Source organism: Staphylococcus sp. ZWU0021 (assembly GCF_000798895.1).
Taxonomy (GTDB): Bacteria; Bacillota; Bacilli; order Staphylococcales; family Staphylococcaceae; genus Staphylococcus; species Staphylococcus saprophyticus.
Genome location: NZ_JTLN01000027.1, coordinates 203,226 through 228,479, shown reverse-complemented (window position 1 = coordinate 228,479; position 25,254 = coordinate 203,226). Strand labels below are relative to the sequence as shown.

Sequence of the window (25,254 nt, the reverse complement as noted above, 5' to 3'; positions counted from 1 at the left end):
TTAATGACAATTTTCGCAATATTTAAACATTTTGTAATTATTACTCACAAAAAGCATTGCTTGTATTCAGTAAAAGCATTAAAATGTATTGTATATATAAAATTTCAATCGAATATAGGAGACTTTTTATGGCACAAAACAATATGAATCGCGGTCTAAATTCTCGTCATATTTCAATGATTGCAATTGGTGGTGCCATTGGTACTGGACTTTTTGTTGCAACTGGGAATGTCATTTCTCAAGCAGGACCTGGTGGCGCTATATTAGCTTATTTAATTATTGGAATTATGTTGTATTTCTTAATGTCATCAATCGGGGAGCTAGCAACTTTCTATCCTGTTTCTGGATCGTTTAGTTCTTATTCTACAAGGTTTGTAGATAAATCATTAGGATTTACCATGGGGTGGCTATATTGGGCAATATGGCTACTTGTAACGAGCGTTGATATTATTATTTCTTCAAGTGTACTTTATTACTGGGATGCTTTTCAATTTTTCAGTCCTGTCACATGGAGCATTATATTCTTATGCTTACTGTTCTTATTAAATATATTTTCTGTTAAAGCATTCGGTGAAACAGAATTTTGGTTATCTCTCATCAAAGTTGTAACCATCATCGTGTTTATTCTCATTGGTGTATTAACGATTGTAGGAATATTAGGTGGGAAAACTTATGGATTATCGAATTACACAACTGGTGAGGCACCATTTGTTGGTGGTATTTCAGGTTTTCTAGGCGTCCTCTTGGTAGCAGGCTTTTCAGTTGGAGGTACGGAAGTCGTTGCTGTTACTGCAGGCGAATCTTCTAACCCTGATCGCTCAATGCCAAAAGCTATCAGACAAGTTTTCTGGAGAATTTTACTCTTTTATGTATTATCAATCGCAGTTATATCAGCAATTATCCCTTATACAGACCCAATGTTATTGAATAAAAACGAATCGGTTTCTCAAAGCCCTTTTACCATTGTGTTTGATCGTGTTGGCATTGCATTTGCAGCTTCAGTAATAAATGCAGTTATTTTAACTTCTTTATTATCAGCAGCTAATTCTGGGATTTATACTACAAGTAGAATGTTATTCTCTATGGCAGAAGATAGACAAGCACCTAAGTTCTTATCTAAATTAAACAAGACTACAAAATTACCAATGACTGCATTAATTGCTACATTTGTAATTGTATTGTTCATCATAATACTAGCGCAATTCAAATCAGATATAGTGTTCTCGTTATTAAATATTATAGGATCACTCGTTATTGTGATTTGGGCGTCTAGTATCTTATCACAAATTAGGTTACGCTCTGCTATTAAGAAACAAAATAAAGATCCAAATGAAGTGTTGCCTTACAAAGCACCGTTTTATCCATTTGGACCAATTATTGTCATTATAGCGTTATTATTCTTATTTGTTGGTAACTCGTTAGATGCTGCTTTATCTGGAGATTTTGCCGCACTATTTAGAAATTTAGCACCTATGATTATTTTATTTGTAATTTATATCGTTCACAAATTTATTAAGAAAACTAAAATCGTCAAACTCAGTGAGATGGATTTGAAGAGACACGATTATAATTAAAATTAAAACATCGGAATAAACTGTTATGTGTTTATTCCGATGTTTTTTAATTTGCTAACAATTTAATTATAGAAGTAAGGATATTTTCACTGGTCAAGAAGTGTAGTATAATAACATATAATAATGACTTAACCTAGAGGTGGAAACTATGGTTGGACAAACGAATTTATTTGATGACATATTAGAGACTGAAGAACGTTTCGTTATAGTTGTGCAATCACTTGAGGAAAAGCATCAACGCTTAATCAAACGCACACTAAGAGAATACAGTAGTTTAGAGCATTCACAAATGGAAAGCCTCTTTGAACATTTAAAAGACCTATTTTTAGAAGAAACATTTGAGGAGGATCAGTCCGCATTTTCAATCACTGTTTATACAAACCTAGATTATGCTGCAGACCATGTCTATGCACATGTAAAACGACATCGAGGTAAAAATGAATGGACACATACTGCAAAATAAATACATCTATTAAAAAAGAGGTTAGGACTTTTATTTAAAGTTCTAACCTCTTTTTTAATAACTACTACAAATCGTAATTTCAGTGCGCATACAAACAAATAATTACAAAAACGATATTAATACATTAAACGCTTTAACTTTTATAAAATCTGTCTCAATGTATGTGGAATGCCATTGTCACTATTGCTCAATGTAATTTCATCAGCAACTGCTTTCACCTGGTCATTGGCATTGCCCATAGCAACAGCATGACCGACCACTTGCAGCATAGAAATATCGTTTGAACTATCTCCGAATGCAACTACTTCAGATAATGCAATATCTAATTTTTTAGATAAATCTGTTACTGCATTACCTTTAGAAACACCCTGTGCCATAAATTCTAAGAAATACGGCTTACTTGTTGTCACATCTATATCTTCATTAAAGTGACCAGCTAAGTCAGTGTTAAGTTTTGAGATAGTTGATACATAATCTACACCCATTACTTTAGGCACGTCATCCTGGATGAAATCCTTTAAATCATTTACATGTTCCATAGGTAACCCAGTTAATTCCGATTCTATATTCATATATTCATGTTCACCTTCGTAAACAATATGACCATCTTCATATGTTAAAATGAATAAATTATTTTTGCGACAATAATCCACAATTAAATCGAAATTTTCCTTAGTTACCGTTCGACTTTTTTCTACACTTTCAGTATTCACATTGACAGTTTTACCACCATTATAGCTAATTACATAACTTTGATATGTATCAAATTTTAATTTTTTAGCAGTTGGTAACATGCCTTCAGTAGGTCTACCAGATGCTAATACGACTTTATATCCTTGTTTTTGTATATCTAATAAATAAGATTCTGTCTCTGGACTCATTTGATTTTCATTATTCATCAATGTGTCATCCATGTCCATGACTACCATTTTATACTTACCCATGTTGCTAACCTCCCTTCAACGTCTATATTCTATATTACAACAGATTATTAACGTTGGTACAATACTTTAGTCGTTACACCTGTTTCATTGATTGTAACAAGTTCTGATCTACAATCTTTAAATTCACGCTTTAGTGCACGTACTAATTCGCCGCTTCGTTCAGGTGCTATTAATGTGAGTACTGTTGGGCCGGCACCACTAATTACTGTTGCGTATGCTAGATGTTGTTTCGCAATACCTTTAATTGTTTGAAATTCTGGAATCAAATGTTGTCTATAAGGTTCATGGAAACCGTCTTGTTCCATCATTTTTCCAGCTAATTCATAATTATGTTGAATTAATGCACTAATCATCGTATTACTAATTGCACTATTTTGAACTGCCTTTTCATGAGAAAATGTATCAGGTAATGCGTTTCTTGCATCAATTGTTTTTAATTTATAACTTGGTATCGTTATAATAATATCAACTTTAGGTGTATCAATGTAGGAGACATCTGTAACTTTTGTATCACCGTTATAATAACCAAGCACAAGACCACCATAAATTGTTGGCGCTACATTATCTGGATGCCCTTCAAAATCCGTCGCAAGTTGTAATAGTTCATATTTAGATAGTTCAATATCTCCAAAGTAGTTAGCGATATACAATGCACCCACTAAAGCCGAAGCAGATGAACCTAATCCTCTTGCTAAAGGAATTTCACTTCTCATTTCTACATTTAAATTTGGCAATTCAACTTCATATGTTTCAGCAACTTTTTGTGCGATTTGGTAAATGTAGTGGCTCTCATCATTAGGCAGTTCATCTACATTAGGTCCAATATGATTAAAAGACCATTGATCTTCATCGTTCACAGTAACGTCTAAATATAAGAATTTATTTAAAGCCATTCCTATAGAATCAAATCCGACACCTAAGTTAGCTGTAGATGCCGGAATTTTTAAATGTAACGCTTCTTTCATGCTATAGTGCCCCTTTGATGTAATCTAAAATACTCTGTCTATCATTTGGTAATGGTTTAATTGGATTATCTAATAGTGAAATGGCTGTATCAGGGTCTTTCAGTCCATTACCTGTTAGAACTGCAACAACTTTTTTGCCTTGAGGCAATTTACCAGCGCGATGTAATTTTATCAATCCTGCAATTGATGCATTACTTGCTGGTTCACTAAATACACCTTCATTGCGAGCCATTAATTGGTATGCTTCTAAAATTTCTTCATCTGTCACACTATCAATATAACCATTTGATTCTTCTAGTGCATTCGTCGCTTTATCCCAACTTGCTGGATTACCAATTCTAATTGCTGTTGCCACTGTATCAGGATTTTTAACAACTTTATTTTGAACGATAGGAGAGGCACCTTCTGCTTGAAAACCATACATGTTAGGCAATTGAGTGCCATTTTTATCACTATATTCTTTAAAACCTTTCCAATATGCAGAAATATTTCCTGCATTACCAACCGGTATAGAGAGTATATCAGGCGCCGAACCACCCAATTGTTGAATAACTTCAAATGCGCCAGTTTTTTGACCTTCAAGTCGATAAGGATTGACTGAATTAACTAATGCGATTTCTCCATTTTTTGCAACTTCTTGCACGATTTCTAATGCTTCATCAAAATTACCTTCGATTGAAACAATTTCTGCGCCATACATAACAGCTTGTGATAATTTACCTAGTGCAATCTTACCTTCAGGAATTACTACGATTGCTTTTAAGCCAGCTCGAGCAGCGTATGCAGCTGCAGATGCTGACGTATTACCTGTCGATGCACAGATTACGATTTTTTTCCCTTCTTCTTTGGCTTTGGCCATCGCCATAACCATACCTCTGTCTTTAAAAGAGCCTGTAGGATTCGCACCTTCATATTTCACATGGAGTTCAATGCCTAATTTTTCAGACATCCGTTCACAATATATGAGTGGCGTATGTCCTTCATTTAATGTTAGTGATGGTGTTGCTTCATTTACAGGTAAATATGTTTTAAATTCTTCAACTAAACCTTGCCAGTTTTTCATAGTTATTAAACTCCTTCTACTGGATAAATTTTCTTAACGATATATCCAGATTCTGTGATGGATGCTTCAGGATTTTCATCTATACCAACAATTACAACACCAACCGTATGAGCATCTCGCTCAGTTACGGCCAATGATTTATGAAACGGTAATTGACCTTTAAGTAACGTTTCAACTTTATTTACTTCTTCACCATCAGTTTGAACTACAACATAATAACTTTCTTTCTCTTTAAGTGAAACAGTTTCTGATTCATCCATCAGTTCTTTGGTTTTTTCAGTTTTTAATTCAAAGTGAGGCGGTAATGTATGCAAGTTAGTTTCAAAATTCAATGTGACATTTAATAAATCACTGACTACAGCACTACCAGTTGCTAAACTGCCTGCACCTTTTCCGTAAAACATTGTTTCTCCAACAGCATCGCCAATAACATAAATTGCATTAAATTCATCTTCTACCGCTGCAAGTTGGTGCGCTTTATTAATGAACGTCGGTGCAACTGAAGCTTGTACCTGTCCATTTTCATATGTTCCTTTACCGATTAATTTAATTTTGTAACCTAATTGATCTGCAACTTGAATGTCTTCAGATTCAACATCACTGATACCACGTCTATCGACATCATTTAAATTAATAACCTGGTTAAATGATAAATAAGAAGTAATGACCACTTTTCTTGCCGCATCAATACCTTCTACATCATCTGTAGGATCTGCTTCTGCAAAACCTAATGCTTTAGCCTCGTCTAAGGCAGCTTCAAAACTTGTTTGCTCTTTAGTCATTTTACTTAAAATAAAATTAGACGTACCATTCAGTATGCCCATAAATTTGCTAATGTTGTTTGCATTCAACCCATTATTTATAGCATTTACAATAGGAATACCACCTGCAACACTTGCTTCATATTTCAACGCAACATCATTTTCTTGCGCTAAATCTTCTAATACATTTAAATGGACTGCTAATAAGTCTTTATTTGCTGTTACGACGTGTTTCTTCTGACTTAATGCACGTTTTAGCCAATCCACAGTTGGTTCAATACCACCCATAACTTCTACAATGATATCAATTGAATCATCATTTAATATTTCATCAATATCTTCTGTTAAATGATAACTCGACACATTTATTGGTCTTTGTCTTGATTTATCTCTAACTAAAATGTGTCGAATATTGATATCTTTATTCATTGTTTCTTTAATTTGTTCTCTATTCTCTTCTATAATTTTAACTACACCAGAACCTACAGTTCCTAAACCAAGTAAGGCTACGTTTAATTCTCTCATAACTTCATTCCTCCGTTGTTCTTCTTAAAAATACAATTGTACAGTTGAAAAATACTTGAATATGGTATAGTATAAATTCATTCATTATTTTTGTAAAGGTTCAATATTTAATCGTATATCTATCGTATCACTCCCGTGATAAAAACTAAACAAAATTTTCTGATTTTTTAGAAAGGTTGGTATTTACAATGAAAGTAGCTAAATTTGGAGGAAGTTCTGTTTCTAATGCAGAACAGATTAAAAAAGTATTAAATATCGTAAATTCAGATGTTGATCGGAAAATTATCATCATATCAGCACCGGGTAAACGTCACAGCGAAGATGTAAAAACAACGGACTTACTAATTCGTTTGTATGAAAAAGTGATTGATAGATTAGATTACACGTCTAAAAAGAAAGAAATCATTCAAAGATACGCAGATATCATAGATGAATTAAACATGGATTATCATTTACTAACTTCAATTGATGAAACATTAGAGTTATACATTGCTACATTAAAAGATAAACCTTCTCGTTTATTAGACGCATTACTATCCTGTGGAGAAGATTTTAATGCGCAACTCATTGCAGAATATAACAATAGCCAAGGTATTCCTACAAGATATGTATCTCCTGGTGAGGCAGGCATTCAAGTTACTGATTTACCACAAAATGCACAAATCTTAGAGCAATCTTATAATACGCTATATAAATTACGTGAATATAATGAAAAACTCATAATTCCTGGATTCTTTGGGGTTTCACGACAAAATTATATTGTTACATTTCCAAGAGGTGGCTCTGACATCACAGGTGCTATAGTAGCTAGAGGTGTACGGGCAGACTTATATGAAAATTTCACTGATGTCTCTGGTATTTTTAGAGCAAATCCTACGATTGTTAAAAATCCTGAAGTCATCGATGAAATTACCTATCGAGAAATGCGTGAACTTTCTTATGCTGGATTTGGAGTGTTTCACGATGAAGCTTTACAACCTTTACACAAAGATAGAATTCCAGTTGTCATAAAAAATACAAATAGACCTGATGATATTGGTACATATATTCGCCATGATAGAGAAATAAATTCTAATAACATTGTCAGTGGTATTAGTTGTGATAAAGGGTTTACAGTTTTAAACATTAAAAAATATTTAATGAATAGACAAGTTGGTTTTACAAGAAAAATATTAGCTGTCTTAGAGGATTATGGTATTTCATTTGATCATATGCCATCAGGTATAGATAATATTAGTATTATTATGCGCTCCAAAGAAATCCAAAATAGAGAAGAACAAGTCTTAAATGACATTCGAAAAAATTGCGATGTTGATGAGTTAAGTGTGGAACATGATTTAGCTATCTTAATGATTGTTGGTGAAGGTATGCATAGAATTGTCGGTACTGCAAATACAATTACGCACGCGTTAGCTGAATCGAATATCAATTTAAAAATGATGAATCAAGGGGCATCAGAGATATCAATCATGTTTGGTATACATGTCTCTGATGCCGATAAAGCAGTCAAATCCACTTATGAATATTGTTATAATGGCATATGTTTAAAATCTTAAGTAGCTTTTATTATCGTTATATAAATCAAAAGATACTTAAAGTAGTTTTAATGATATGATTGAAGTCATACAAATTCAAACTCGCTTTAAATAATATTTCATAAATCAAGCCAAACAAAAATCCTTCAAATTCATTGTATCTGTTGGTTAAACTTTCCAATGATTTGAAGGATTTTATATGGCTTTTTTCTCTGATATAAGCACTTGATTAATTCTTTCATCGCCCACTACTAAACGTAGTATTACAAATTGATAATAACTCAATGAATCTATAACAATTCTATAATTTGGTAATTGATGATAATCAATAGGATCTAATAATTCATACATTAAAACGATTTCTGGCTTAATATAGTCTACATCCCATTTAATAGAGTGAAAATAAATATTTTTTTCTGGCAATCGAATATTATGATTCCATCTAAACATCCATTCTTCATCTTCAACATCATAGGCAATGATAGTCATAATTAATTTTTCACCATCAAATATTTCTGCATGTGTAATATTTTCGAAATTTAATTCGTCATAATTAGATGATGCGTGATTGGTATCGTGGAGCACCTTACGATTGTCATTAGGAATATATTTTAAGACCTCACCTAAAAATTTTCTTTCAACGCTGATATCAACTTTACCATTCAGGTTAAATTCGTCACGTAAAAATAGTTGTTTGGCAACTTCACCATTAAATTTAAATAAGTTAGGTACATTTTCATTTAAAGATTTTACAATGTCTTTAACTTTTTCATTATTTTCATTATCCAAAAGTGCACCTCCTATAAAAGTAAGCGTTTCCAATAATACATATTATATAATTTGTATGCGCATTTTTCAATGCATTAAGCGCAAAAATGTGAAATAAAGCACAAATAATTTTAAAAATCACCAATTTCTATGTATTGCCCATTTGAATCTCCAATAATAGGATCTGGTCTATTCATTAGGAGCACACTATGAGTACAGTTCTTTATCGTATTTTGTATTTCTGCTATTGCAGGTACGGTTTGATATAACTTATCTTCATTCATAAAAGGTGCTGAAACAAAATAAAAGCGAATTTGGTATTTTGAAAAGGTTTCTAATACACCTTTGCCTAGTATCACATGACTAGCACTATCAACCATACCATTTGGAATGATTATATTAAAATCTGTATATTTTGATACATACCTTATAATATCTGTAGAATAACTTATTACTGATATTTTTATATTTGCTTTATATAGTTCATCTATCATTTTATAAGCAAACGGATGATTATCAAATGCAATAATATCGTCCCACTGGATCGTTTCTATGATATGTTCAAAATATTGTTTTATATTGCTCAACTTGCTATTCACCTTCTTCATTGAAAGATATTGTGCGTAATTCATTATAACTGTTTAATGACTTGAATTATACAAATTCCACAACAGTTTTAAAGAACCAATAAAATTAATTTAGTAATATTACATCAAAATATTGCTTTTGTAAGTAATGGTCTTTCTATTGTCATAGCACTAATATACTAATTTAAAATTATAGAATTTGTGCTAAACTAAATAAAAGCGTAAAATAAGATATAATAAAAAATTAAATAAGATTAGGATGATACATATGTTTTTCCCGTTAATATTAATTGTAATTATAATACTATTAATTGTTATTGTAATAATTGACCATCGAGTAATGCAAAATAAACTTGAAACTGAAACGTATTCAAAAGATCAATTAGTTACAAAAATAAGTACAGTAACTCGAGAAAATACACAATTAAAAAATCAAATGCTGAATATAGATGGAAACAATGATACGCACCATCATGGTTTAAGAAAAGCGAAGCAAGATTTAAATAGTATCTTAAATCAATATAAAAACGAAGGTGTCATTCAACATTTTGATATTATAGCTACTGGTAACTTAGCTGTAAAACATCCCCTTTTTGAGTACGCTAGAACTTTCGATTATGTTGTAATTACAGAAAAAGGCATTTTTAATATCAATGTTAAAAATTGGAAGCAAAAAACATTTTATCATTTCACTGCAGATACAACAAACAGCAATGAATCTAAAGTGAATGATAATATAGACCAAACTGTAGGACGTTATATTGCTAATCAATTTCATAGTCAGTTTCAATCAACACGTTCGACAACGTATACATTCATTGAACGTATTAAAAATAATTCTGTAACCTATGATTTTTATAATTATGATCCTTTTGAACAATCATCTATCAATACACAGGCTTTAGAGGCTAAGATATATGAGAAACTCAATCAACAAATCAAGAATATTGGACTTGTTTATTTCACTGATGGTAGCGTAAATATTATTGACGGCCCGTCTACAAGAGGTGATTACGTTGAAACAGTCTCATCTAAATCTTCCTTACAACAAATTATTGGAGATACTGTTCAATCAACAGATCAGGCATTGACTAAAGAGCAATATGATAAATTAGTAGCACGTTTTTATTAAATTAATATACTATATAGGAAAGAAGAGTCTGGGACAAAAATAGATGTCTCAGACTCTTCAAACTTTAGCTAAAGCCTCCGTCTTTGTGGGCAGTTTTTTGTGCACGCTTTCCGTGGACACAGCCTTAGCCTGTAGTCTTCGGCCAGTGCTTTTCCACAGGAGTCGGCCCAAATTACTGCCAATACGTTATGAAAAATATAATATTATAAAGCCGAGACATTAATATACGTCTCGGCTTTTTTTTCACATTATAAATTCAAAGTTTAACTCCAAATATTTAATTTTTTCTCTTTAGCAATGTCTTCAGACTTTTCAAAGGCTTCTCTATATTTTCCATTTGGAGAATAATATTTTTCTCTAGCTAAGCCTTGTTTGACTAATTGCTCATTATACATTGTCTTATCATCAAGCCAAACATAAGCTAATGTTCTACCGTATCGGTCTTCTTTTTCTTTATCGTACTCTAAATACACGTCTTTATTTGTTAAATGCTTTTTAGTATAATCAGAAGCCTCTTTCCCATAAGGTTGTACCGGCGTATTGGGTTTAACTGTTTCGGGCGTATCAACGCCAATCAGTCTAACTTTCAATTGCTCATTATTGTCATTTTCAGCAACGAATGTATCTCCATCTACAACACGTGACACATGAACTTTTTCAGAATCATGTGGTCCTGTTGACGTATCTGCACCATTATTTTGAAATGGTCCTGTTTGATTAATATATTGAAAAGCTAATACACCTAACACTACTACGATAACGACTAAACTAGTCATTTTTTTCTTAGATTTCACTGTTGCACCCACTTCTTTTAAATATTCCAAATTATCATATAGAAAAAGCAAACTATCGTCAAGACCACATTATACACTAACTCATAAATTAGCTGATGTTTTAAATAACATGATATTGTTTATCTATGTAAATAACTCGTGCTATAATAATCTTGAATAGGAGTGAACAAATTGAGCATTTTCAAAGAAAACATGATAACGATTATTGCAGTTGTCATTGCCGTCATCGTAGGTCTAATCTTACAAAACCAATTTCAACTACCGCTAATGGTTTCTGCCGTTGTAGCAGTTTTATTAGGCATATTAATCGGATTTATCATTTTCATTATCCAATCTATCGCATCCAAAAATAAACGTAAATAATAAAAACTGCCGTTATAGACTTATCGGCAGTTTTATTATTTAATTTGAACCATACAACATATTTAGCAAGTGCTAAATCATTTAAATCCATCCTTTATTTCTAGCAATATTCCATGCTTCAAATCGATTTTCGGCATCAAGTTTATCAATAATCGTAGATGTATAATTTCTAATTGTTCCATAAGATAAAAAGAGATGCTTGGAAATCTCTTTACTCGTATGGCCCTCACCTATCTCTCTTAAAACCAATTGTTCTTTAGGTGTTAATGGATTTTTTTCTTTAAATAGCGACGTCATCAGTGCTTCACTATATTCTTTTTCGTTATTCAATACTTTATAAATCGTTGTGACTAATTCATCTATAGAGCGTTCTTTCAATACATAAGCATCTACATCGTTTGCTACCGCTGATTCAAAATAACCGGGTCTCTTGAATGTTGTAACTATAATTACTTTCACATCAAGTTGTTGTTCTTTAATATTTCTCAATATTTCTAAACCTGTCATGCCAGGCATTTCAATATCTAAGATAGCAACCTGTGGTTGTCTTACTTTAATTAATTCATACGCTTCTTTTCCGTTACCTGAACTTCCAACTACTTCTAACTGTTCATTTAAATTAATAAGCTGAACCATTGCTTCTCTTAACATCGTTTGATCTTCTGCTAGTATGATATTTATCATCATGCGTCACCTCGAGATATTTTAATGGATATACATAAGCCATGATTCGATTGTATTTCAATCGATCCATTCATAAGGGCTACACGTTCTTTAATACTCTTCAAATCATGCTCTTTTAAATCATCCATACCAATCCCATTGTCAATAATAGTCAATGTAATATCATTTTGTGTCTCTGTTAATGAACCAGTTACCGATGTTGCATGAGCATGTTTCAACACATTATTAATTGCCTCTCTCAAAATCATCGCCAAAATAGCTTGTTTAGCTGGACTAATACCTTTTGCTAGTTCGGCATTAAAAAATTCAAAATTTAAATTTGCATTTTTTAACAACGTTTCCATCGAAGCTACTTCTTCTTCAAATGACTGTATTTTCAAATCATTGACGATACTGCGAACTTTATTTAATGATTCCTTAGATATATTGTTAACTTCAATCATTTGTAATTTTGCTTTTTCTGAATCGCTATCAATCAGTTTGATTGCTAGTTCTGATTTTATGCTTAAACTTGCAAAAACATGACCTAACGTATCATGTAAGTCTTGTCCAATGCGATTTCGTTCTTGTTCGGCAATGAGTACATTGATATGCTTATTCTTTTCTTCCAGTGCATTTTTCATTTTTATTGTTTCACTCTGTTTGAAGTTTCCAACCGTTATAAGTAATATAGCGATATGCATGACTGCTATAAAGCCTAAACTTAGCGGATCTGCGACATAAATTAAAATAAAATTAATAAGCATGACAACAATGAAAATTAAAAAGGCTATAGATTTCATTTTCACTTTCAATACATATGGTAAAATAAATGAACTAAAGAAAAAGAATAAACTCGTCGCTGGCCCGACACTATAAACTAAATAAGTGATACCAATATAATGTAAAATTAGAAAAGTATATATCATTTTCGTTGATAACACTTCCGTAAATATGGCCAAAGCAGTATATGAAATTGTAAAAATAATAAATATAATAACATACATCCAATATGGCCCTTTTAAGTCAAATGTAAACAATGGTATCACTGCAAATATGAGATATACTAAACTCGATAAATCAATTACATTGACTTTCAATCTTTTAATCATATATCCACGTCTCTTCTCTTTTGAATAATAAGTGCAACTACTAAAAAGAGTATACTATAACCAACTAAAACAAAAAGTGATAAATAGTCTAGCGTCCCTCCTTTACCAATTTCATAAGCGACTTGCTTCAAATGGTAAGTCGGTGTGACATAAGCAATCTTGCGCATCCATTCAGGAAATTGACTTACAGGAAACCATAGACCGCCAAGAATAGCTAAACTTAAATACAAAATATTACCAATACTACTTGCTTTTTGAATTTCATTGATTTGTGATATCAATACCCCAACAGATAAAAAAGTACTCGCCCCAATCCATAATATTAAACCGGAAAGTAACCAATCTGAAGTTGACATTTCAACACCTTTCATAAAGTGTGCGACAATAAAAATAAGTAAGATGGCTAAAATAAATTGGAACATCATTTTAAAGACTTTAGCCATATAATATTGATGTGACTGTAGTGGTGTACGCATTAAATTTTTATACCAACCTGTCGTCTTTTCATTAATTAAATCTATCGGGAATTGCATTAAACAAAAACTCGATAAACTAAATGCCGTCATACTATACATATATTCTTTATAAAATGGTTTTTTCGCTTCTTCAGGCAAATCCAGTATAGATGTAAATAATAAATATAAAGCAAGTGGTACCAGTATAGATAGCACCAAATACACTTTCTTTCTAAATAATAATTGAATTTCTGTCTTTAAGTAATAAGTTAACATACTACTTCACCTCTTCTTTATTAAATACGGTTTCTAACAGACTTGCTTTATTGATCTCTATTTCATTCAAATCGACATGTATCGAAATGAGATATTCAATGATCATTTGTACATCTGTCGTAGTTATCCGTATTTTATGATTCTCTAATGTATATTCGAAGTGCTTACTAGATAAATTCGTTTCAACTTTGTCTTGGTATTTGCTTGGTAAACTAATGATTGATGTATGTTGACGTGTTCTTATCGTTTCCGGATTGTCATTTAAAATCACACGTCCTTTTTCCAAAACAATTACTCGGTCAGCCATACGCTCTACTTCTTCTATATAATGGGAGGTGTAAAATATCGTTACCCCGTCGTCCTTCAGCTTCGTTACAACTTCCCAAAAATGGCCACGCATTTGTACATCCATGGCACTCGTCGGTTCATCTAAAAATATACATTGGGGTTTACCTATAAGTGCGAGTGCAAAATCAAGAATCCGCTTTTGCCCACCCGATAATTTATTAGCATATTGATTTAATTGACTTTCATTAAAAAGTGTAATTTCACTAAACTCTTTTAAAGTAATGGCATCCGTATATAAATGAGCAAACAGTTGGTAAAGTTCCTTTACTTTTATTAAATCTGGAAAATTTGTTTTTTGAAACATAATCCCTAAATTCTTAGAATCCAATAATTGTGCCGTATCTAGTATTTCGGCTTTATTTGCATGTCGATCACCTATAATCATGTCTATAAGCGTAGATTTACCAGCGCCATTCGGTCCTATTAATGCAGTACAATGACCTTCATTTATATCAAACGTCACATCATCAACTACTTTTACTCGTTTATAAGTTTTAGTTAAATGTTTTATTTTAATCATTTTATACACTCCTTTCATTTCCTACTTTAAGTATGACGAATCTAATAGAAAGACAGTAGTGAATATTGTCATAAATTACATATGACAAATGTCATTAAGTAAAATGAATATTATGAAATTATAAAGTTTACATAATATTATTATAGTTGTTTATATATTAGCTTTGGCACAAAAAAATACTGCGCAGAAAGAAATTAATCTTTCTACGCAGTGTTTTCAATTAATGATATGCCATTTAAATATCTTTTGTAAATGTTAAAAATGCATGAAATTCTTGCTCGTTAGCTGAAAATGTACGTTCTTCAACTTCACGTACAGTAGAATTTAATAATTTATAACCAGATATTTCGTCTGTTTTTAAATAGTTATTAATTTCTTTTTCTAAATCATCTAGTGAAAGTGCTTTTAATGTTACTAATTTTACTTCTTGCATGATTCCATCCCCTTATGATAAGTAAATTTTATTAAGTATATTATACTATAGGTTTATATTGCACACAAATTTTAAAGGTAATTAGTCAATCTTCTTCCCATTAATAAGTCAAAGTTGACTGATAAATTCGCTTGTTCTACAATTAAAGTTCACTAAACATGAGTGAGGTGATTATCTTCTTTAAGTCAAAAGAAGTGCGTGCGTTTATTATATACTTTTTAGTAAGTCTTACATTAATCGTCTTATATTTAATACCATTTTCGCACGCAATATTTGGTTAAACATTAGTTTCATCACTAATGTTCAAAGATAGAATGGCTCGTTAACTTTTACGAGTGCATTCTATCTTTTTTATTAAATCTGATAAATCTAATATAGCTTGAATAACTCAAATATTTGATCATTTTTTATTATTCTTATTGATACATACAAATTGGTAACACACTGTGTGTATCGGTTAATTACATGCTTTAAAAAAAGCGATACAGTTTTATAATTATTTTATTTTTATGACCATCTATAACTCGCTAAAGGTATAGTTGGTTATTTTTAATGAGTGGGCGCAAAAAAGCAACCCAATCTATTCATAAAGAATAAATGGATTGCTTATATTCCTAGTGTTTAACCCCTTTGTTTAGCACCTAGTAAAGCTTGATGTATTGTTCTCTTTCCCATTCAGAAACTTGAGTTCTGTAGTAATCCCACTCAATTGATTTAGAGTTAATAAATTGGTGATAGATGTGATTACCAAGTGCTTGTTTGATTGGTTCGTTGTCTCTCATTGCTTTAATTGCAGTATATAAAGTTGAAGGTAAATCTTGTATACCAACCGCTTCACGTTCTTCACGGTTCATTTCATAGATATTTTGATTCACTGGTTCTGGTACTTCAAGTTTATTTTTAATACCATCTAAGCCAGCTTGTAATATTGCTGCTAATGCTAAGTAAGGATTGGCAGCCGGGTCTACTGAACGCACCTCAACACGTGTTGATAGTCCACGAGATGATGGCACACGAATTAATGGTGAACGGTTCTTACCACTCCATGCAATATAACACGGTGCTTCATAGCCAGGAACAAGACGTTTATATGAGTTAACTAATGGATTACATACGCCTGTAAATCCACGTGCATTTTTTAAGATACCTGCTACGAAATGGAAAGCATCTTTAGTCATTTGCATATCACCATCTGGATCAAAGAACGCATTCTCTTTACCTTTGAATAATGACATATTAAAATGCATACCGCTTCCGTTAACGCCAAATAATGGTTTTGGCATAAATGTTGCATGTAAGTTATGTTGACGCGCAATTGTTTTAACTACAAGCTTAAATGTTTGAATATTATCACATGCTGTAATTGCATCTGCATATTTGAAATCAATTTCATGTTGTCCAGGTGCAACTTCATGGTGACTCGCTTCAATATCAAAGCCCATATCTTCTAATTCTAATACAATATCACGACGACAATTTTCACCTAAATCCGTTGGTGCAAGGTCAAAGTAACCACCATCATCATTTAATTCTAATGTTGGCTCTCCTTTTTCATCTAATTTGAATAAGAAGAATTCTGGTTCAGGTCCTAAGTTCAATTCAGAAAAACCTAATTCTCTCATATCATTTAAGACACGTTTTAAGTTTGCACGTGGATCCCCTTCAAATGGTGTACCATCTGTTTTGTAAATATCACAAATAAGTCGTGCAACTTTTCCTTGACCAGCAGTCCATGGGAAAATAACCCAAGTATCTAAATCTGGATATAAGTACATATCAGATTCTTCAATACGTACGAACCCTTCAATTGAAGATCCGTCAAACATCATTTCGTTATCTAATACTTTCTCTAATTGACTTACTGGTACTTCAACGTTTTTAATAACGCCTAATATATCTGTAAATTGTAGTCGTAAGTATCTTACATTTTCCTCTTTAGCAAACTTATGAATATCTTCTTTTGTAAATGAACGTTTTGGCATAATATATGTCCCCCGTATTTTTATTTAATAAAACGTGATAAGTCACCACGATTTATTGGAATTGCTTCTCGCTCTGGTTTCTGTGTAGCTTCAACTATCATTTGTTTTCTTGTCTCTTGTTCATCATCAGTAAGGTGATCTTGTTCATCATTAATAATTTGTTTAATACCTTTAATATTGAACCCTTTTTCAATTAACTTCTTAATTTCAAGTAAGCGTTCTAAATCATTTAATGAAAAAAGTCTTTTGTTTCCTTCTGATCGTTGTGGCTTAACGAGTTCATGTGTTTCATAATAACGAATTTGCCTAGCAGACAATTCACTTAATTTTGTTACAACACTCATAGGGAAAACGGGCATACTTCGTCGTAATGTATCATTTGACTTCAATCCGATCACCTCTACTTTTGAACTTGTAATAAATTTAGCATAATAATCAGATTAATTCAAAGATATGTAAGGTTTTCTAACATGAAGTTCTCATCCCTTGATATGACTACTTTCATCTGTTAATTCGTCGCCTTAAATCTATAATTATTAGAAAATTCCTTAAATTTATTCAAAAAAATCCATATATGGGATTATAAATTAAAATAGCATGTATATACTATCTCTTTTTACAAAACATATATGGAAGTTCATTCAAAAATCAAATCAATTGTTGTGATTTTAGATTTCTCGCTGCTCTTGAGACAGCTAATTTTACGTGTTCATATGTTAATCCGCCTTGAACATAGGCTTCAAATGGCGGTCTAATTGGCCCATCAGCAGAAAGTTCAATAGAAGATCCTTGTACAAATGTCCCTGCCGCCATGATTACATCGTCTTCATATCCTGGCATATAAGCTGGCTCAGGACTGAAATGTGCATTAATGGGAGAGGCTTGTTGTATACTTTGACAAAACTGAATCATTTGTTCTTTATTCTCAAAAGAAACCGTTTGAATTAAATCTGTTCGCGCTTCATCGTATCTTGGACTTGTTCGCATATCCATCTTCTCTAGAAGAAGACTTGTAAATAAAGCCCCTTTCAAACTTTGACTAACAACATGTGGTGCCAAAAAGAACCCTTGATACATTTCTTGTAACGAATTGAGTGATGCACCTGCTTCTTTACCTATACCAGGCGCAGTTAGACGATAACCACAACGTGCAATTAAATCTTTTTTTCCTGCAATATAACCGCCGATTTTTGCTAAACCGCCACCTGGATTTTTAATTAATGAGCCTGCAATTAAATCCGCTCCACATTCAATAGGTTCACGTTCTTCTACAAATTCACCATAGCAATTATCGACAAAAATAATGATTTCTGGATATTGCGCCTTAATTTGTTGTATGGCCTTTTCGATTAAATTTAAATTGATAGAAGGACGTTGGTCATAGCCTTTGGAACGTTGGATAGCGATGACTTTTGTTCGACTATGAATTTGTTGCATTACCGTTTCTATATCTATATCACCATGTTTCAAATCCACTTTATTATATTGGACACCATGTTCTTTAAGACTTTCAATACCATTGCCATTGATACCAATGACCTCTAATAAAGTATCATAAGGATTGCCAGTGATATATAATAACTCATCACCATGTTTCAAAGTACTTTGCAGCGCAATCGTGATTGCATGTGTACCAGAGATGATTTGAGGTCTAACTAAAGCATCTTCTGCTTTAAACGTGTGTGCATAAATTTCTTCAAGATGATCTCTACCAAAATCATCATACCCGTAACCTGTCGTCCCTTGTAAATCACTTTCAGTAGCTTTCACTTCATGAAACGCATTAAGTACTTTTTCCTGATTAACAAAGGCGGTTTCTTCTATTGCTTTAAAATATGGCGCTAATGTAGCCTCTGTGTCCGCAATCAGTTGTTTCATCTCTTCCATTTTCATAACTTCCTTCTATTCTTTTTTGTATCCTTTAACTTGATAATTAGCATTTATCTCGTCAAATACTAATTCTGATATCAACGTATGTTGTTTTAAAAAGTATAAGCGATCTGCATTTGCACTCGGTACACTTTCTTCATAATAAGTAAGCACTTGTTTAATTTGATTAAATAACAATGATTTTACTTTCTCTATATCTTTTTCATCTTTACTAGAAACAAATACATGAGGTTTGTTTGTAGCTGGTAATGAGCCATCATGCAAATCTTTCTTGTTAAAAATGATGGCCTGAGGTATTTGTCCCATATCTAAATCATTTACAATTTGATTAACGGTATCATATTGCGCGCGATATTCAGGATGACTACTATCGACAACATGTAATAATAAATCTGCATTTTTTGCTTCTTCTAAAGTTGATTTAAAAGCCGCTATAAGTGTTGTTGGTAGTTTTTGAATAAATCCTACTGTATCTGAAATGATGAGATTAAAGCCGTCGTTTATCTGTATCTGTCTCGTTTTGGGATCAAGTGTGGCGAAAAGCAGTTTTTTTTCATAAGTAGATTCCTTTGCTAATGCATTAAACCAAGACGATTTCCCAGCATTAGTATAACCTACCAATGCTACTTGAAATACATGATTTTGTTCTCTTTTATTACGATAGCGTTCACGGTGTTCTACTACCGTTTCTAATTGGTGTTTAATCTCATTCATTCTCGTTCTGATGTGTCTACGGTCCATTTCTAATTTCGTTTCACCAGGACCTCTTGTTCCGATGCCGCCACCTAGTCGAGACAAACTTCGGCCATGACCCTGCAATCTGGGCATAAGATAATCTAATTGCGCTAATTCTACTTGTAGTTTACCTTCTTTACTACGTGCGCGTAGAGCAAATATTTCTAATATAAGCTGCGTTCTATCAATTATTTTGACGTTTAAATTACCATTTAAAGTTTTGGATTGTGCAGTTGTAAGCTCATCATTGGCTACAACAACGTCTATGTCATGAAATTCAACATATGCTTTAATTTCATCCAATTTACCTTTACCAACATAAAATTTATTGTCTACGTTAGTTCTATTTTGGCTAAACTGTGCTTTTACGTTTAATTGGCATGTCTGAGATAAAGACGCTAATTCTTCCATTGTTGACTCAAAGTTAAAGTCTTCATCCGTTTGAGCATGTACTCCAACTAATATTGCTGTTTCTAAACTCTGTTCCGTTGTATATGTTTGTTGTTGGGTCATAACATGCACCTCTTTTCAAAGTATTCTTTGCCATTCTATCATAGTGCCAAAATAAAGACTATAAACTTAAATTATGTTAAATTAATAAAAAGAGGTGAAGTATTATGACTATTTACGACATAGAAGTACAAAAACCAAATGGAGATGCTTATAAATTAGATGCTTATAAAAACAAAGTGATGTTAATTGTAAACACGGCTAGTGAATGTGGATTTACACCACAATTTGAAGGGCTACAAGCATTATATGATAAGTATAAAGATCAAGATTTCATCATTTTAGGATTCCCTTGTAATCAATTTGGTGGCCAAGAACCTGGTACAGGTGAGGAAGCTACTCAAAACTGTAAAATCAATTACGGTGTTTCTTTCCCAATGCATGAAAAAATTGATGTTAAAGGTGAACAACAACATCCTCTATTTAAATTTTTAACTGAAGCTCAAAATGGATTTTTCAATGAAAAAATAAAATGGAATTTCACTAAATTTTTAGTGGATAAAAATGGCGATGTGGTTCAACGTTTTTCACCACAGAAAAAACCAAGTCAATTGGAATCAGAAATTGAAGCATTACTATAACTGAAAATACAATTTCATATATGATATTAAAAAGCATTATCGTATCCTTACTTAAACACGGCAATGCTTTTTTTATACAAAAAACCAAGGTTGAAACATTTATTTGTTCCAACCTCGGTTTTACTTAAGTATTTTTCATAATTTTTAAATGTAAATTACCTTTCTTCAGTTGTGGCTGCTTCGTCAATAGTGAAGGTACTTATGGCGTGCTTATAAATAAGGTGTTGTTTTCCTTGAGATAATAAACATACGATGTATTTATCGTAATCTTCAATCGTACCTTTCATTTGAAAACCATTCACTAAAAATACAATTATTTTTGTTTGATCAGCCTTAAATTGTCTTAGGAATTTGTCTTGGATGTTTTCTGTTGTATTCATTTTATGTTCTCCTTTTCTGTATTTGGACTGAAACTTCATCTAACATTAGTGAAAGTGACATTTTCTCTCTATCTAACCACAAGACGTCTAATTTGTTCTTAAACCAAGTCATTTGTCGTTTAGCATAATTTCTAGAATGTTGCTTTAATTTATTAGTTGCCTCATCTAGACTGATTTGTCCGTTAATAACGGGTACAATCTCTTTATAGCCAATGGCTTGCATACTTTGACTTGTTTCATAACTATTTTCAACGAGCTGTTTCACTTCACTTAATAATCCACGTTCCAACATTATATCAACACGTGTATTAATTCTTTGATATAATATGTCACGCGACATTTCTATCCCTAATAATAATGTATCATAATTTTCTGTAAATTGTTGTACTTTCTTACGTGAACTCAAAAGTTTTTTTGTTTTTAAATAATATTGTATAGCACGTCTAACTCTTTTTCGATTATTGGGATGAATATCTTGCGCAGAAATTTCATCAAACGATGCCAAATACTGATGTAATTCATCATTTGATAGTTGATCAAGTTCCGCTAGCTGCGTTTCTACACTTTCGCTATGCGCTTCTGAAATAGTTTCATCTTCGAAGGCATAATCATAAATAAGTGATTGTATGTATAAACCTGTGCCACCTACAATGATTGGCACACGGCCTCTATGAGTAATTTCTTTGATTAATTTTTGTGCTCTGTTTTTGAATTCATAAGCCGAAAAAGGTTCATCGGGTTCTAATATGTCTATCATATGATGTGGTATGCCAGACATCTCATCAAGTGTTATTTTTGCTGTGCCGATGTCCATATTTTTATAAACTTGCATTGAATCTCCACTGATAATTTCGCCGTTATATTTTTTGGCTAATTCAATACTAAATTCAGTCTTACCTACTGCAGTTGGTCCAACAAGAACAACTATAAAGGGCTTGTCATTTTCCACGTGTATCATCTCTCTTTATTTATTTGCTATTTACTTTTTCTTTTTTAAAATTTGTTTTTCTATCCATTCATACATATGATGCCATGTTTCAACATAGCCTTTTTCAAAAAGTACTTCATGTCTTTTATTTTTATACAGTTGTACTGTGATATGTTTAATACCTGCTTTTTTATATAATCTACCCAGTTTCCTAATCCCTTTACCATAGTCTCCTAGAGGATCATCTTTACCTGAAATTAACAATACAGGAAGATTGGCGTTCATTTGTTTTATATTTTTCATTCGACTTGTTGATACCATTTGTTTCATAACTTGATAAATCAACTGATTTGAGACTAAAAATCCTGTATATGGATCTTTTATAAATTGTTCTACTTCATTCGCATCACTAGAGAGCCAGTCACTTGTCGTTTTTTGGTTATTAATATTTTTATTAAACGATTTATACATTATTTTGTTTAACCAATCTAATCTACGATGTTTTCCTAACACCAATGTAATTATTTTTAGTAATGTACAAATGGAAATGCTCAAAAAGGTTGGGTATTGCGTTGTTCCGGTTAATATCATACCTTGAGCTACATCTGGATATCTTTGAGCGAATATACGTCCCACAATTGATCCCATTGAATGTCCTATAATAATATATGGGATATGTTGATAATGTGAACACACCGTTTCAGCAATTTCATATGCATCTTCCGCAACTTGAGACAGGTCATCAATTTGTCCACGTTCATCTTCATTTATATCTTTGCCATGGCCCCGATGATTATGTCGTAACACATCATAACCTTGTTGGTTTAATGATTCCACAAGCTGATCATATCGATCCATATGCTCTGCCATTCCATGAAGTATATGCACGACACCGATAGTTGTTTTTTTAGCTTTATTCAATTTAACTTCTATCATTGTGCCATCTGCAACTGTAATTTTAAATTCATTTTTACTCATGTTATAGGCCTCCCATACTTTACGACTTATATTTTTGTATATTATACAATATACCTTCAAATGAGCATGTTATCAAATAGTACGCAATCAGCTCAGTATGTACAAACATTGTTTTAATAAAAGTATTTTCAAATTTTAATCATGCTTTAAATTACCATTTTTGGTTAAAAAAACAGCTGCCAACCTCGCAAAGTTAGCAGCTATTTCTATTTAAATTATATTATTGAAAAAGTACTTTAAATTATTCTTTTACTGCTGGTTGATGATTACCAGTTTGTGCTTCATCAATTGCAATTTGTAATTCTTTTGTATAAGCTTCTTTTTCAATATTTGTGTATCCTAATAAGCCAGCCATGACATCAATAACTTGTTCTTTATAATTTAAGACGTCATCAATTTTGAAGTATAGTTTACCTGTACGACGAATAAAGAAGTCTGTTGGACGATATACCATTTCGTTTTGGATTGAATAAACTAATTCAGTATAAATGTCTAAAGGCAAACCAGTTTCTTGATATTGTGCTGTTTGTGCAATCTTGAATAGTTCTTCAGCATTTGAACCGTATTTTGAAGCAAAGTGACGTGCAGTTGACTCATCAATTTGATAAGATTTTGCTTCTTCAACTTTTTGTTCAATAAACTTATCGAAGTTCGCACTACCACCAACATCTCCTCCTGAGATAGTTAAGTGTTTCGTCGCACATTTATCAAATTTAAGACCGAATTCTGATTTCAAGCGTTTAGATAGTAAATCCACAATTTCAAGTGCCATATGACGATAACCAGTTAATTTACCACCGGCAATTGTTAATAAACCAGATTTACCTTCCCATACTTCATCTTTACGTGAAATTTCAGATGGATCTTTACCTTCTTCTAAGATTAACGGTCTGACACCTGCCCATGAAGATTCAATATCTTCATCAGCTACATTTACATCTGGGAACATGTAATTAATAGCATCGATGAGATAGTCTCTATCTTCTTGGTTAGCTAATGGTGAAGTTTTATTGTTGTCATAGAACGTATCAGTCGTACCAACATATGCTTTACCTTCACGAGGAATAGCGAAAATCATACGTCCATCTTTTTCAGTATCGAAATAAACTGCTTGACCTAATGGGAATTTAGATTGATCAATAACAATGTGAACACCTTTTGTTAAACGTAATTGTTTATTGTTACGTGCATAGTCTCCACTGCGAACTTCATCTACCCATGGGCCACTTGCATTAATGACTTTTTTAGCTTTGATTGGATACGTTTCATTACTGATTTGATCTTCAACTTGTATACCGTTGACTTTTTCATTTGAATCATAAGTGAAATGTACTGATTTTGTATGATTAATAACTTTCGCACCTTTTTCTTCTGCACGTTTCATAACTTCAATAGTTAGACGCGCATCATCTGTACGATATTCAACATAAGAACCGCCACCTTTTAGACCAGCTTTTTTAACTAATGGTTCTTTTTCTAATGTTTCTTTAGCATTTAACATTGTTTTACGTTCAGCTTTCTTAACACCTGCTAATCTATCATACATTGCTAATCCAATAGAAGTAGTGAATTTGCCCATTGAACCGCCTTTATGCATTGGTAAAAGCATACGTTCTGGTGTAGTAACATGCGGTCCATTTTCATAAACAATCGCACGTTCACGACCAGTTTCAGCTACCACTCCAACTTGAAGTTGTTTTAAGTAACGTAACCCACCATGTACCAATTTCGTAGAACGTGAGCTTGTTCCTTGTGCAAAGTCTTGCATTTCAACAAGTGCAACTTTCATACCTCTTTCACTTGCATCTAAAGCAATACCAGCACCAGTGATACCTCCGCCAATGATAACGACATCAAATTCTTGATCTTTTAAATCTTTTTTTATTTGTTCTCTTTTCAACGTTGATAAACTCATAATAAACAAGCGCCTCCTAAAGTATTAAAAAAAGAGAGATTCATCCCATACATATATAATTGTACGAATTGAAT

Annotated in this window: 26 protein-coding genes; 6 read left to right on the top strand and 20 right to left on the bottom strand. The window is 32.3% G+C overall.

The genetic code is table 11. From position 1 onward, the window contains the following. The first annotated feature begins 128 nt into the window (after positions 1-128). Together L987_RS06515 and L987_RS06510 are read left to right on the top strand one after the other, a co-directional pair. Positions 129-1,574, top strand: a complete 1,446-nt coding sequence (locus L987_RS06515; protein WP_037538480.1) for an amino acid permease — start codon at positions 129-131, stop codon at positions 1,572-1,574. 148 nt (positions 1,575-1,722) lie between these two features. Further along, positions 1,723-2,037, top strand: coding sequence for a hypothetical protein (locus L987_RS06510; protein ID WP_011303205.1), 315 nt, complete (start codon positions 1,723-1,725; stop codon positions 2,035-2,037). 140 nt (positions 2,038-2,177) lie between these two features. Here L987_RS06510 and L987_RS06505 read toward each other — a convergent pair whose 3' ends face one another. The 4 genes from L987_RS06505 to L987_RS06490 are packed head-to-tail and all read right to left on the bottom strand — an operon-like array spanning position 2,178 to position 6,295. Then, positions 2,178-2,981: a Cof-type HAD-IIB family hydrolase gene (locus L987_RS06505; protein WP_011303206.1), complete on the bottom strand. Its 804-nt coding sequence runs from the start codon at positions 2,979-2,981 to the stop codon at positions 2,178-2,180. 47 nt (positions 2,982-3,028) lie between these two features. Continuing rightward, complete coding sequence (thrB, locus tag L987_RS06500) at positions 3,029-3,946, bottom strand: homoserine kinase (protein WP_002483395.1); 918 nt, start codon at positions 3,944-3,946, stop codon at positions 3,029-3,031. A 1-nt stretch (position 3,947) separates the two neighbouring features. Next, entirely contained in the window at positions 3,948-5,009 is a 1,062-nt protein-coding gene (gene thrC / locus L987_RS06495; RefSeq protein WP_011303207.1) for a threonine synthase, read from the bottom strand. A 5-nt stretch (positions 5,010-5,014) separates the two neighbouring features. Next, the gene (locus tag L987_RS06490; protein WP_011303208.1) at positions 5,015-6,295 is read right to left on the bottom strand and encodes a homoserine dehydrogenase; all 1,281 of its coding nucleotides are present in this window, start codon (positions 6,293-6,295) and stop codon (positions 5,015-5,017) included. Positions 6,296-6,483: 188 nt separating this feature from the next. Between L987_RS06490 and L987_RS06485 the strand changes: the two genes are divergently transcribed. Next, the gene (locus tag L987_RS06485; protein ID WP_047503679.1) at positions 6,484-7,851 is read left to right on the top strand and encodes an aspartate kinase; all 1,368 of its coding nucleotides are present in this window, start codon (positions 6,484-6,486) and stop codon (positions 7,849-7,851) included. Between the two features lie 174 nt (positions 7,852-8,025). On the opposite strand, the gene L987_RS06480 is transcribed toward L987_RS06485, so the two are convergent. Next, a complete protein-coding gene (locus tag L987_RS06480) occupies positions 8,026-8,619 on the bottom strand; it encodes a hypothetical protein (RefSeq protein ID WP_047503676.1) in 594 nt (197 codons plus the stop codon). A 110-nt stretch (positions 8,620-8,729) separates the two neighbouring features. Then, on the bottom strand, positions 8,730-9,230 hold the full coding sequence (locus tag L987_RS06475) for a hypothetical protein (RefSeq protein ID WP_002483400.1): 501 nt from the start codon (positions 9,228-9,230) through the stop codon (positions 8,730-8,732). A gap of 223 nt (positions 9,231-9,453) precedes the next feature. Between L987_RS06475 and L987_RS06470 the strand changes: the two genes are divergently transcribed. Continuing rightward, complete coding sequence (locus L987_RS06470; RefSeq protein WP_037538486.1) at positions 9,454-10,317, top strand: NERD domain-containing protein; 864 nt, start codon at positions 9,454-9,456, stop codon at positions 10,315-10,317. A gap of 263 nt (positions 10,318-10,580) precedes the next feature. Here L987_RS06470 and nucI read toward each other — a convergent pair whose 3' ends face one another. Beyond that, positions 10,581-11,111: a thermonuclease NucI gene (gene nucI / locus L987_RS06465; RefSeq protein WP_011303214.1), complete on the bottom strand. Its 531-nt coding sequence runs from the start codon at positions 11,109-11,111 to the stop codon at positions 10,581-10,583. A 171-nt stretch (positions 11,112-11,282) separates the two neighbouring features. On the opposite strand from nucI, the gene L987_RS06460 reads away from it, so the two are divergent. Continuing rightward, positions 11,283-11,474 carry a hypothetical protein gene (locus L987_RS06460; protein ID WP_011303215.1) on the top strand — a complete coding sequence of 64 codons (192 nt, stop codon included), beginning with the start codon at positions 11,283-11,285 and terminating at the stop codon, positions 11,472-11,474. 81 nt (positions 11,475-11,555) lie between these two features. Here the strand turns inward: L987_RS06460 and L987_RS06455 are convergent, their stop codons facing one another. From L987_RS06455 to hflX, 9 genes are all read right to left on the bottom strand, one after another. Continuing rightward, on the bottom strand, positions 11,556-12,158 hold the full coding sequence (locus tag L987_RS06455; RefSeq protein WP_037538489.1) for a response regulator transcription factor: 603 nt from the start codon (positions 12,156-12,158) through the stop codon (positions 11,556-11,558). Further along, a complete protein-coding gene (locus tag L987_RS06450) occupies positions 12,158-13,249 on the bottom strand; it encodes a sensor histidine kinase (protein ID WP_047503672.1) in 1,092 nt (363 codons plus the stop codon). The genes L987_RS06455 and L987_RS06450 overlap by 1 nt, the downstream gene beginning before the upstream one ends. Further along, positions 13,246-13,980, bottom strand: coding sequence for an ABC transporter permease (locus tag L987_RS06445; RefSeq protein ID WP_011303217.1), 735 nt, complete (start codon positions 13,978-13,980; stop codon positions 13,246-13,248). The genes L987_RS06450 and L987_RS06445 overlap by 4 nt, the downstream gene beginning before the upstream one ends. 1 nt (position 13,981) lies before the next feature. After that, positions 13,982-14,848 carry an ABC transporter ATP-binding protein gene (locus tag L987_RS06440; RefSeq protein ID WP_047503669.1) on the bottom strand — a complete coding sequence of 289 codons (867 nt, stop codon included), beginning with the start codon at positions 14,846-14,848 and terminating at the stop codon, positions 13,982-13,984. 235 nt (positions 14,849-15,083) lie between these two features. Then, positions 15,084-15,281, bottom strand: coding sequence for a hypothetical protein (locus L987_RS06435; RefSeq protein WP_002483408.1), 198 nt, complete (start codon positions 15,279-15,281; stop codon positions 15,084-15,086). A gap of 641 nt (positions 15,282-15,922) precedes the next feature. After that, positions 15,923-17,263 (bottom strand): type I glutamate--ammonia ligase, encoded by a 1,341-nt coding sequence (gene glnA / locus L987_RS06430; protein ID WP_011303219.1) that lies wholly within the window; start codon positions 17,261-17,263, stop codon positions 15,923-15,925. Positions 17,264-17,283: 20 nt separating this feature from the next. Then, on the bottom strand, positions 17,284-17,652 hold the full coding sequence (locus tag L987_RS06425; protein WP_011303220.1) for a MerR family transcriptional regulator: 369 nt from the start codon (positions 17,650-17,652) through the stop codon (positions 17,284-17,286). Positions 17,653-17,911: 259 nt separating this feature from the next. Next, positions 17,912-19,150: a methionine gamma-lyase family protein gene (locus L987_RS06420; protein WP_011303221.1), complete on the bottom strand. Its 1,239-nt coding sequence runs from the start codon at positions 19,148-19,150 to the stop codon at positions 17,912-17,914. A gap of 15 nt (positions 19,151-19,165) precedes the next feature. Next, positions 19,166-20,401 (bottom strand): GTPase HflX, encoded by a 1,236-nt coding sequence (gene hflX, locus L987_RS06415; RefSeq protein ID WP_047503666.1) that lies wholly within the window; start codon positions 20,399-20,401, stop codon positions 19,166-19,168. A 101-nt stretch (positions 20,402-20,502) separates the two neighbouring features. Here hflX and L987_RS06410 point away from each other — a divergent pair, with 101 nt between their 5' ends. Continuing rightward, the gene (locus L987_RS06410) at positions 20,503-20,979 is read left to right on the top strand and encodes a glutathione peroxidase (RefSeq protein ID WP_370445200.1); all 477 of its coding nucleotides are present in this window, start codon (positions 20,503-20,505) and stop codon (positions 20,977-20,979) included. Between the two features lie 155 nt (positions 20,980-21,134). Here L987_RS06410 and hfq read toward each other — a convergent pair whose 3' ends face one another. The 4 genes from hfq to L987_RS06390 all read right to left on the bottom strand — a co-directional run bounded on the left by hfq (position 21,135) and on the right by L987_RS06390 (position 25,180). Further along, entirely contained in the window at positions 21,135-21,359 is a 225-nt protein-coding gene (hfq, locus tag L987_RS06405) for an RNA chaperone Hfq (protein ID WP_047503662.1), read from the bottom strand. Position 21,360: 1 nt separating this feature from the next. Beyond that, positions 21,361-22,317: a tRNA (adenosine(37)-N6)-dimethylallyltransferase MiaA gene (miaA, locus tag L987_RS06400; RefSeq protein WP_047503659.1), complete on the bottom strand. Its 957-nt coding sequence runs from the start codon at positions 22,315-22,317 to the stop codon at positions 21,361-21,363. A 21-nt stretch (positions 22,318-22,338) separates the two neighbouring features. After that, on the bottom strand, positions 22,339-23,265 hold the full coding sequence (locus tag L987_RS06395; RefSeq protein WP_011303226.1) for an alpha/beta hydrolase: 927 nt from the start codon (positions 23,263-23,265) through the stop codon (positions 22,339-22,341). 241 nt (positions 23,266-23,506) lie between these two features. Next, a complete protein-coding gene (locus L987_RS06390) occupies positions 23,507-25,180 on the bottom strand; it encodes a glycerol-3-phosphate dehydrogenase/oxidase (protein ID WP_011303227.1) in 1,674 nt (557 codons plus the stop codon). Positions 25,181-25,254 lie beyond the last annotated feature (74 nt).

Coding starts and splice junctions, on each gene's coding strand:
- L987_RS06515 (WP_037538480.1), top strand. CDS start 129: ATGGCACAAAACAATATGAATCGCGGTCTAAATTCTCGTCATATTTCA.
- L987_RS06510 (WP_011303205.1), top strand. CDS start 1,723: ATGGTTGGACAAACGAATTTATTTGATGACATATTAGAGACTGAAGAA.
- L987_RS06505 (WP_011303206.1), bottom strand. CDS start 2,981: ATGGGTAAGTATAAAATGGTAGTCATGGACATGGATGACACATTGATG.
- thrB (WP_002483395.1), bottom strand. CDS start 3,946: ATGAAAGAAGCGTTACATTTAAAAATTCCGGCATCTACAGCTAACTTA.
- thrC (WP_011303207.1), bottom strand. CDS start 5,009: ATGAAAAACTGGCAAGGTTTAGTTGAAGAATTTAAAACATATTTACCT.
- L987_RS06490 (WP_011303208.1), bottom strand. CDS start 6,295: ATGAGAGAATTAAACGTAGCCTTACTTGGTTTAGGAACTGTAGGTTCT.
- L987_RS06485 (WP_047503679.1), top strand. CDS start 6,484: ATGAAAGTAGCTAAATTTGGAGGAAGTTCTGTTTCTAATGCAGAACAG.
- L987_RS06475 (WP_002483400.1), bottom strand. CDS start 9,230: ATGAATTACGCACAATATCTTTCAATGAAGAAGGTGAATAGCAAGTTG.
- L987_RS06470 (WP_037538486.1), top strand. CDS start 9,454: ATGTTTTTCCCGTTAATATTAATTGTAATTATAATACTATTAATTGTT.
- L987_RS06455 (WP_037538489.1), bottom strand. CDS start 12,158: ATGATAAATATCATACTAGCAGAAGATCAAACGATGTTAAGAGAAGCA.
- L987_RS06450 (WP_047503672.1), bottom strand. CDS start 13,249: ATGATTAAAAGATTGAAAGTCAATGTAATTGATTTATCGAGTTTAGTA.
- L987_RS06445 (WP_011303217.1), bottom strand. CDS start 13,980: ATGTTAACTTATTACTTAAAGACAGAAATTCAATTATTATTTAGAAAG.
- L987_RS06440 (WP_047503669.1), bottom strand. CDS start 14,848: ATGATTAAAATAAAACATTTAACTAAAACTTATAAACGAGTAAAAGTA.
- L987_RS06435 (WP_002483408.1), bottom strand. CDS start 15,281: ATGCAAGAAGTAAAATTAGTAACATTAAAAGCACTTTCACTAGATGAT.
- glnA (WP_011303219.1), bottom strand. CDS start 17,263: ATGCCAAAACGTTCATTTACAAAAGAAGATATTCATAAGTTTGCTAAA.
- L987_RS06420 (WP_011303221.1), bottom strand. CDS start 19,150: ATGGAAGAGATGAAACAACTGATTGCGGACACAGAGGCTACATTAGCG.
- hflX (WP_047503666.1), bottom strand. CDS start 20,401: ATGACCCAACAACAAACATATACAACGGAACAGAGTTTAGAAACAGCA.
- hfq (WP_047503662.1), bottom strand. CDS start 21,359: ATGAATACAACAGAAAACATCCAAGACAAATTCCTAAGACAATTTAAG.
- miaA (WP_047503659.1), bottom strand. CDS start 22,317: ATGATACACGTGGAAAATGACAAGCCCTTTATAGTTGTTCTTGTTGGA.
- L987_RS06395 (WP_011303226.1), bottom strand. CDS start 23,265: ATGAGTAAAAATGAATTTAAAATTACAGTTGCAGATGGCACAATGATA.
- L987_RS06390 (WP_011303227.1), bottom strand. CDS start 25,180: ATGAGTTTATCAACGTTGAAAAGAGAACAAATAAAAAAAGATTTAAAA.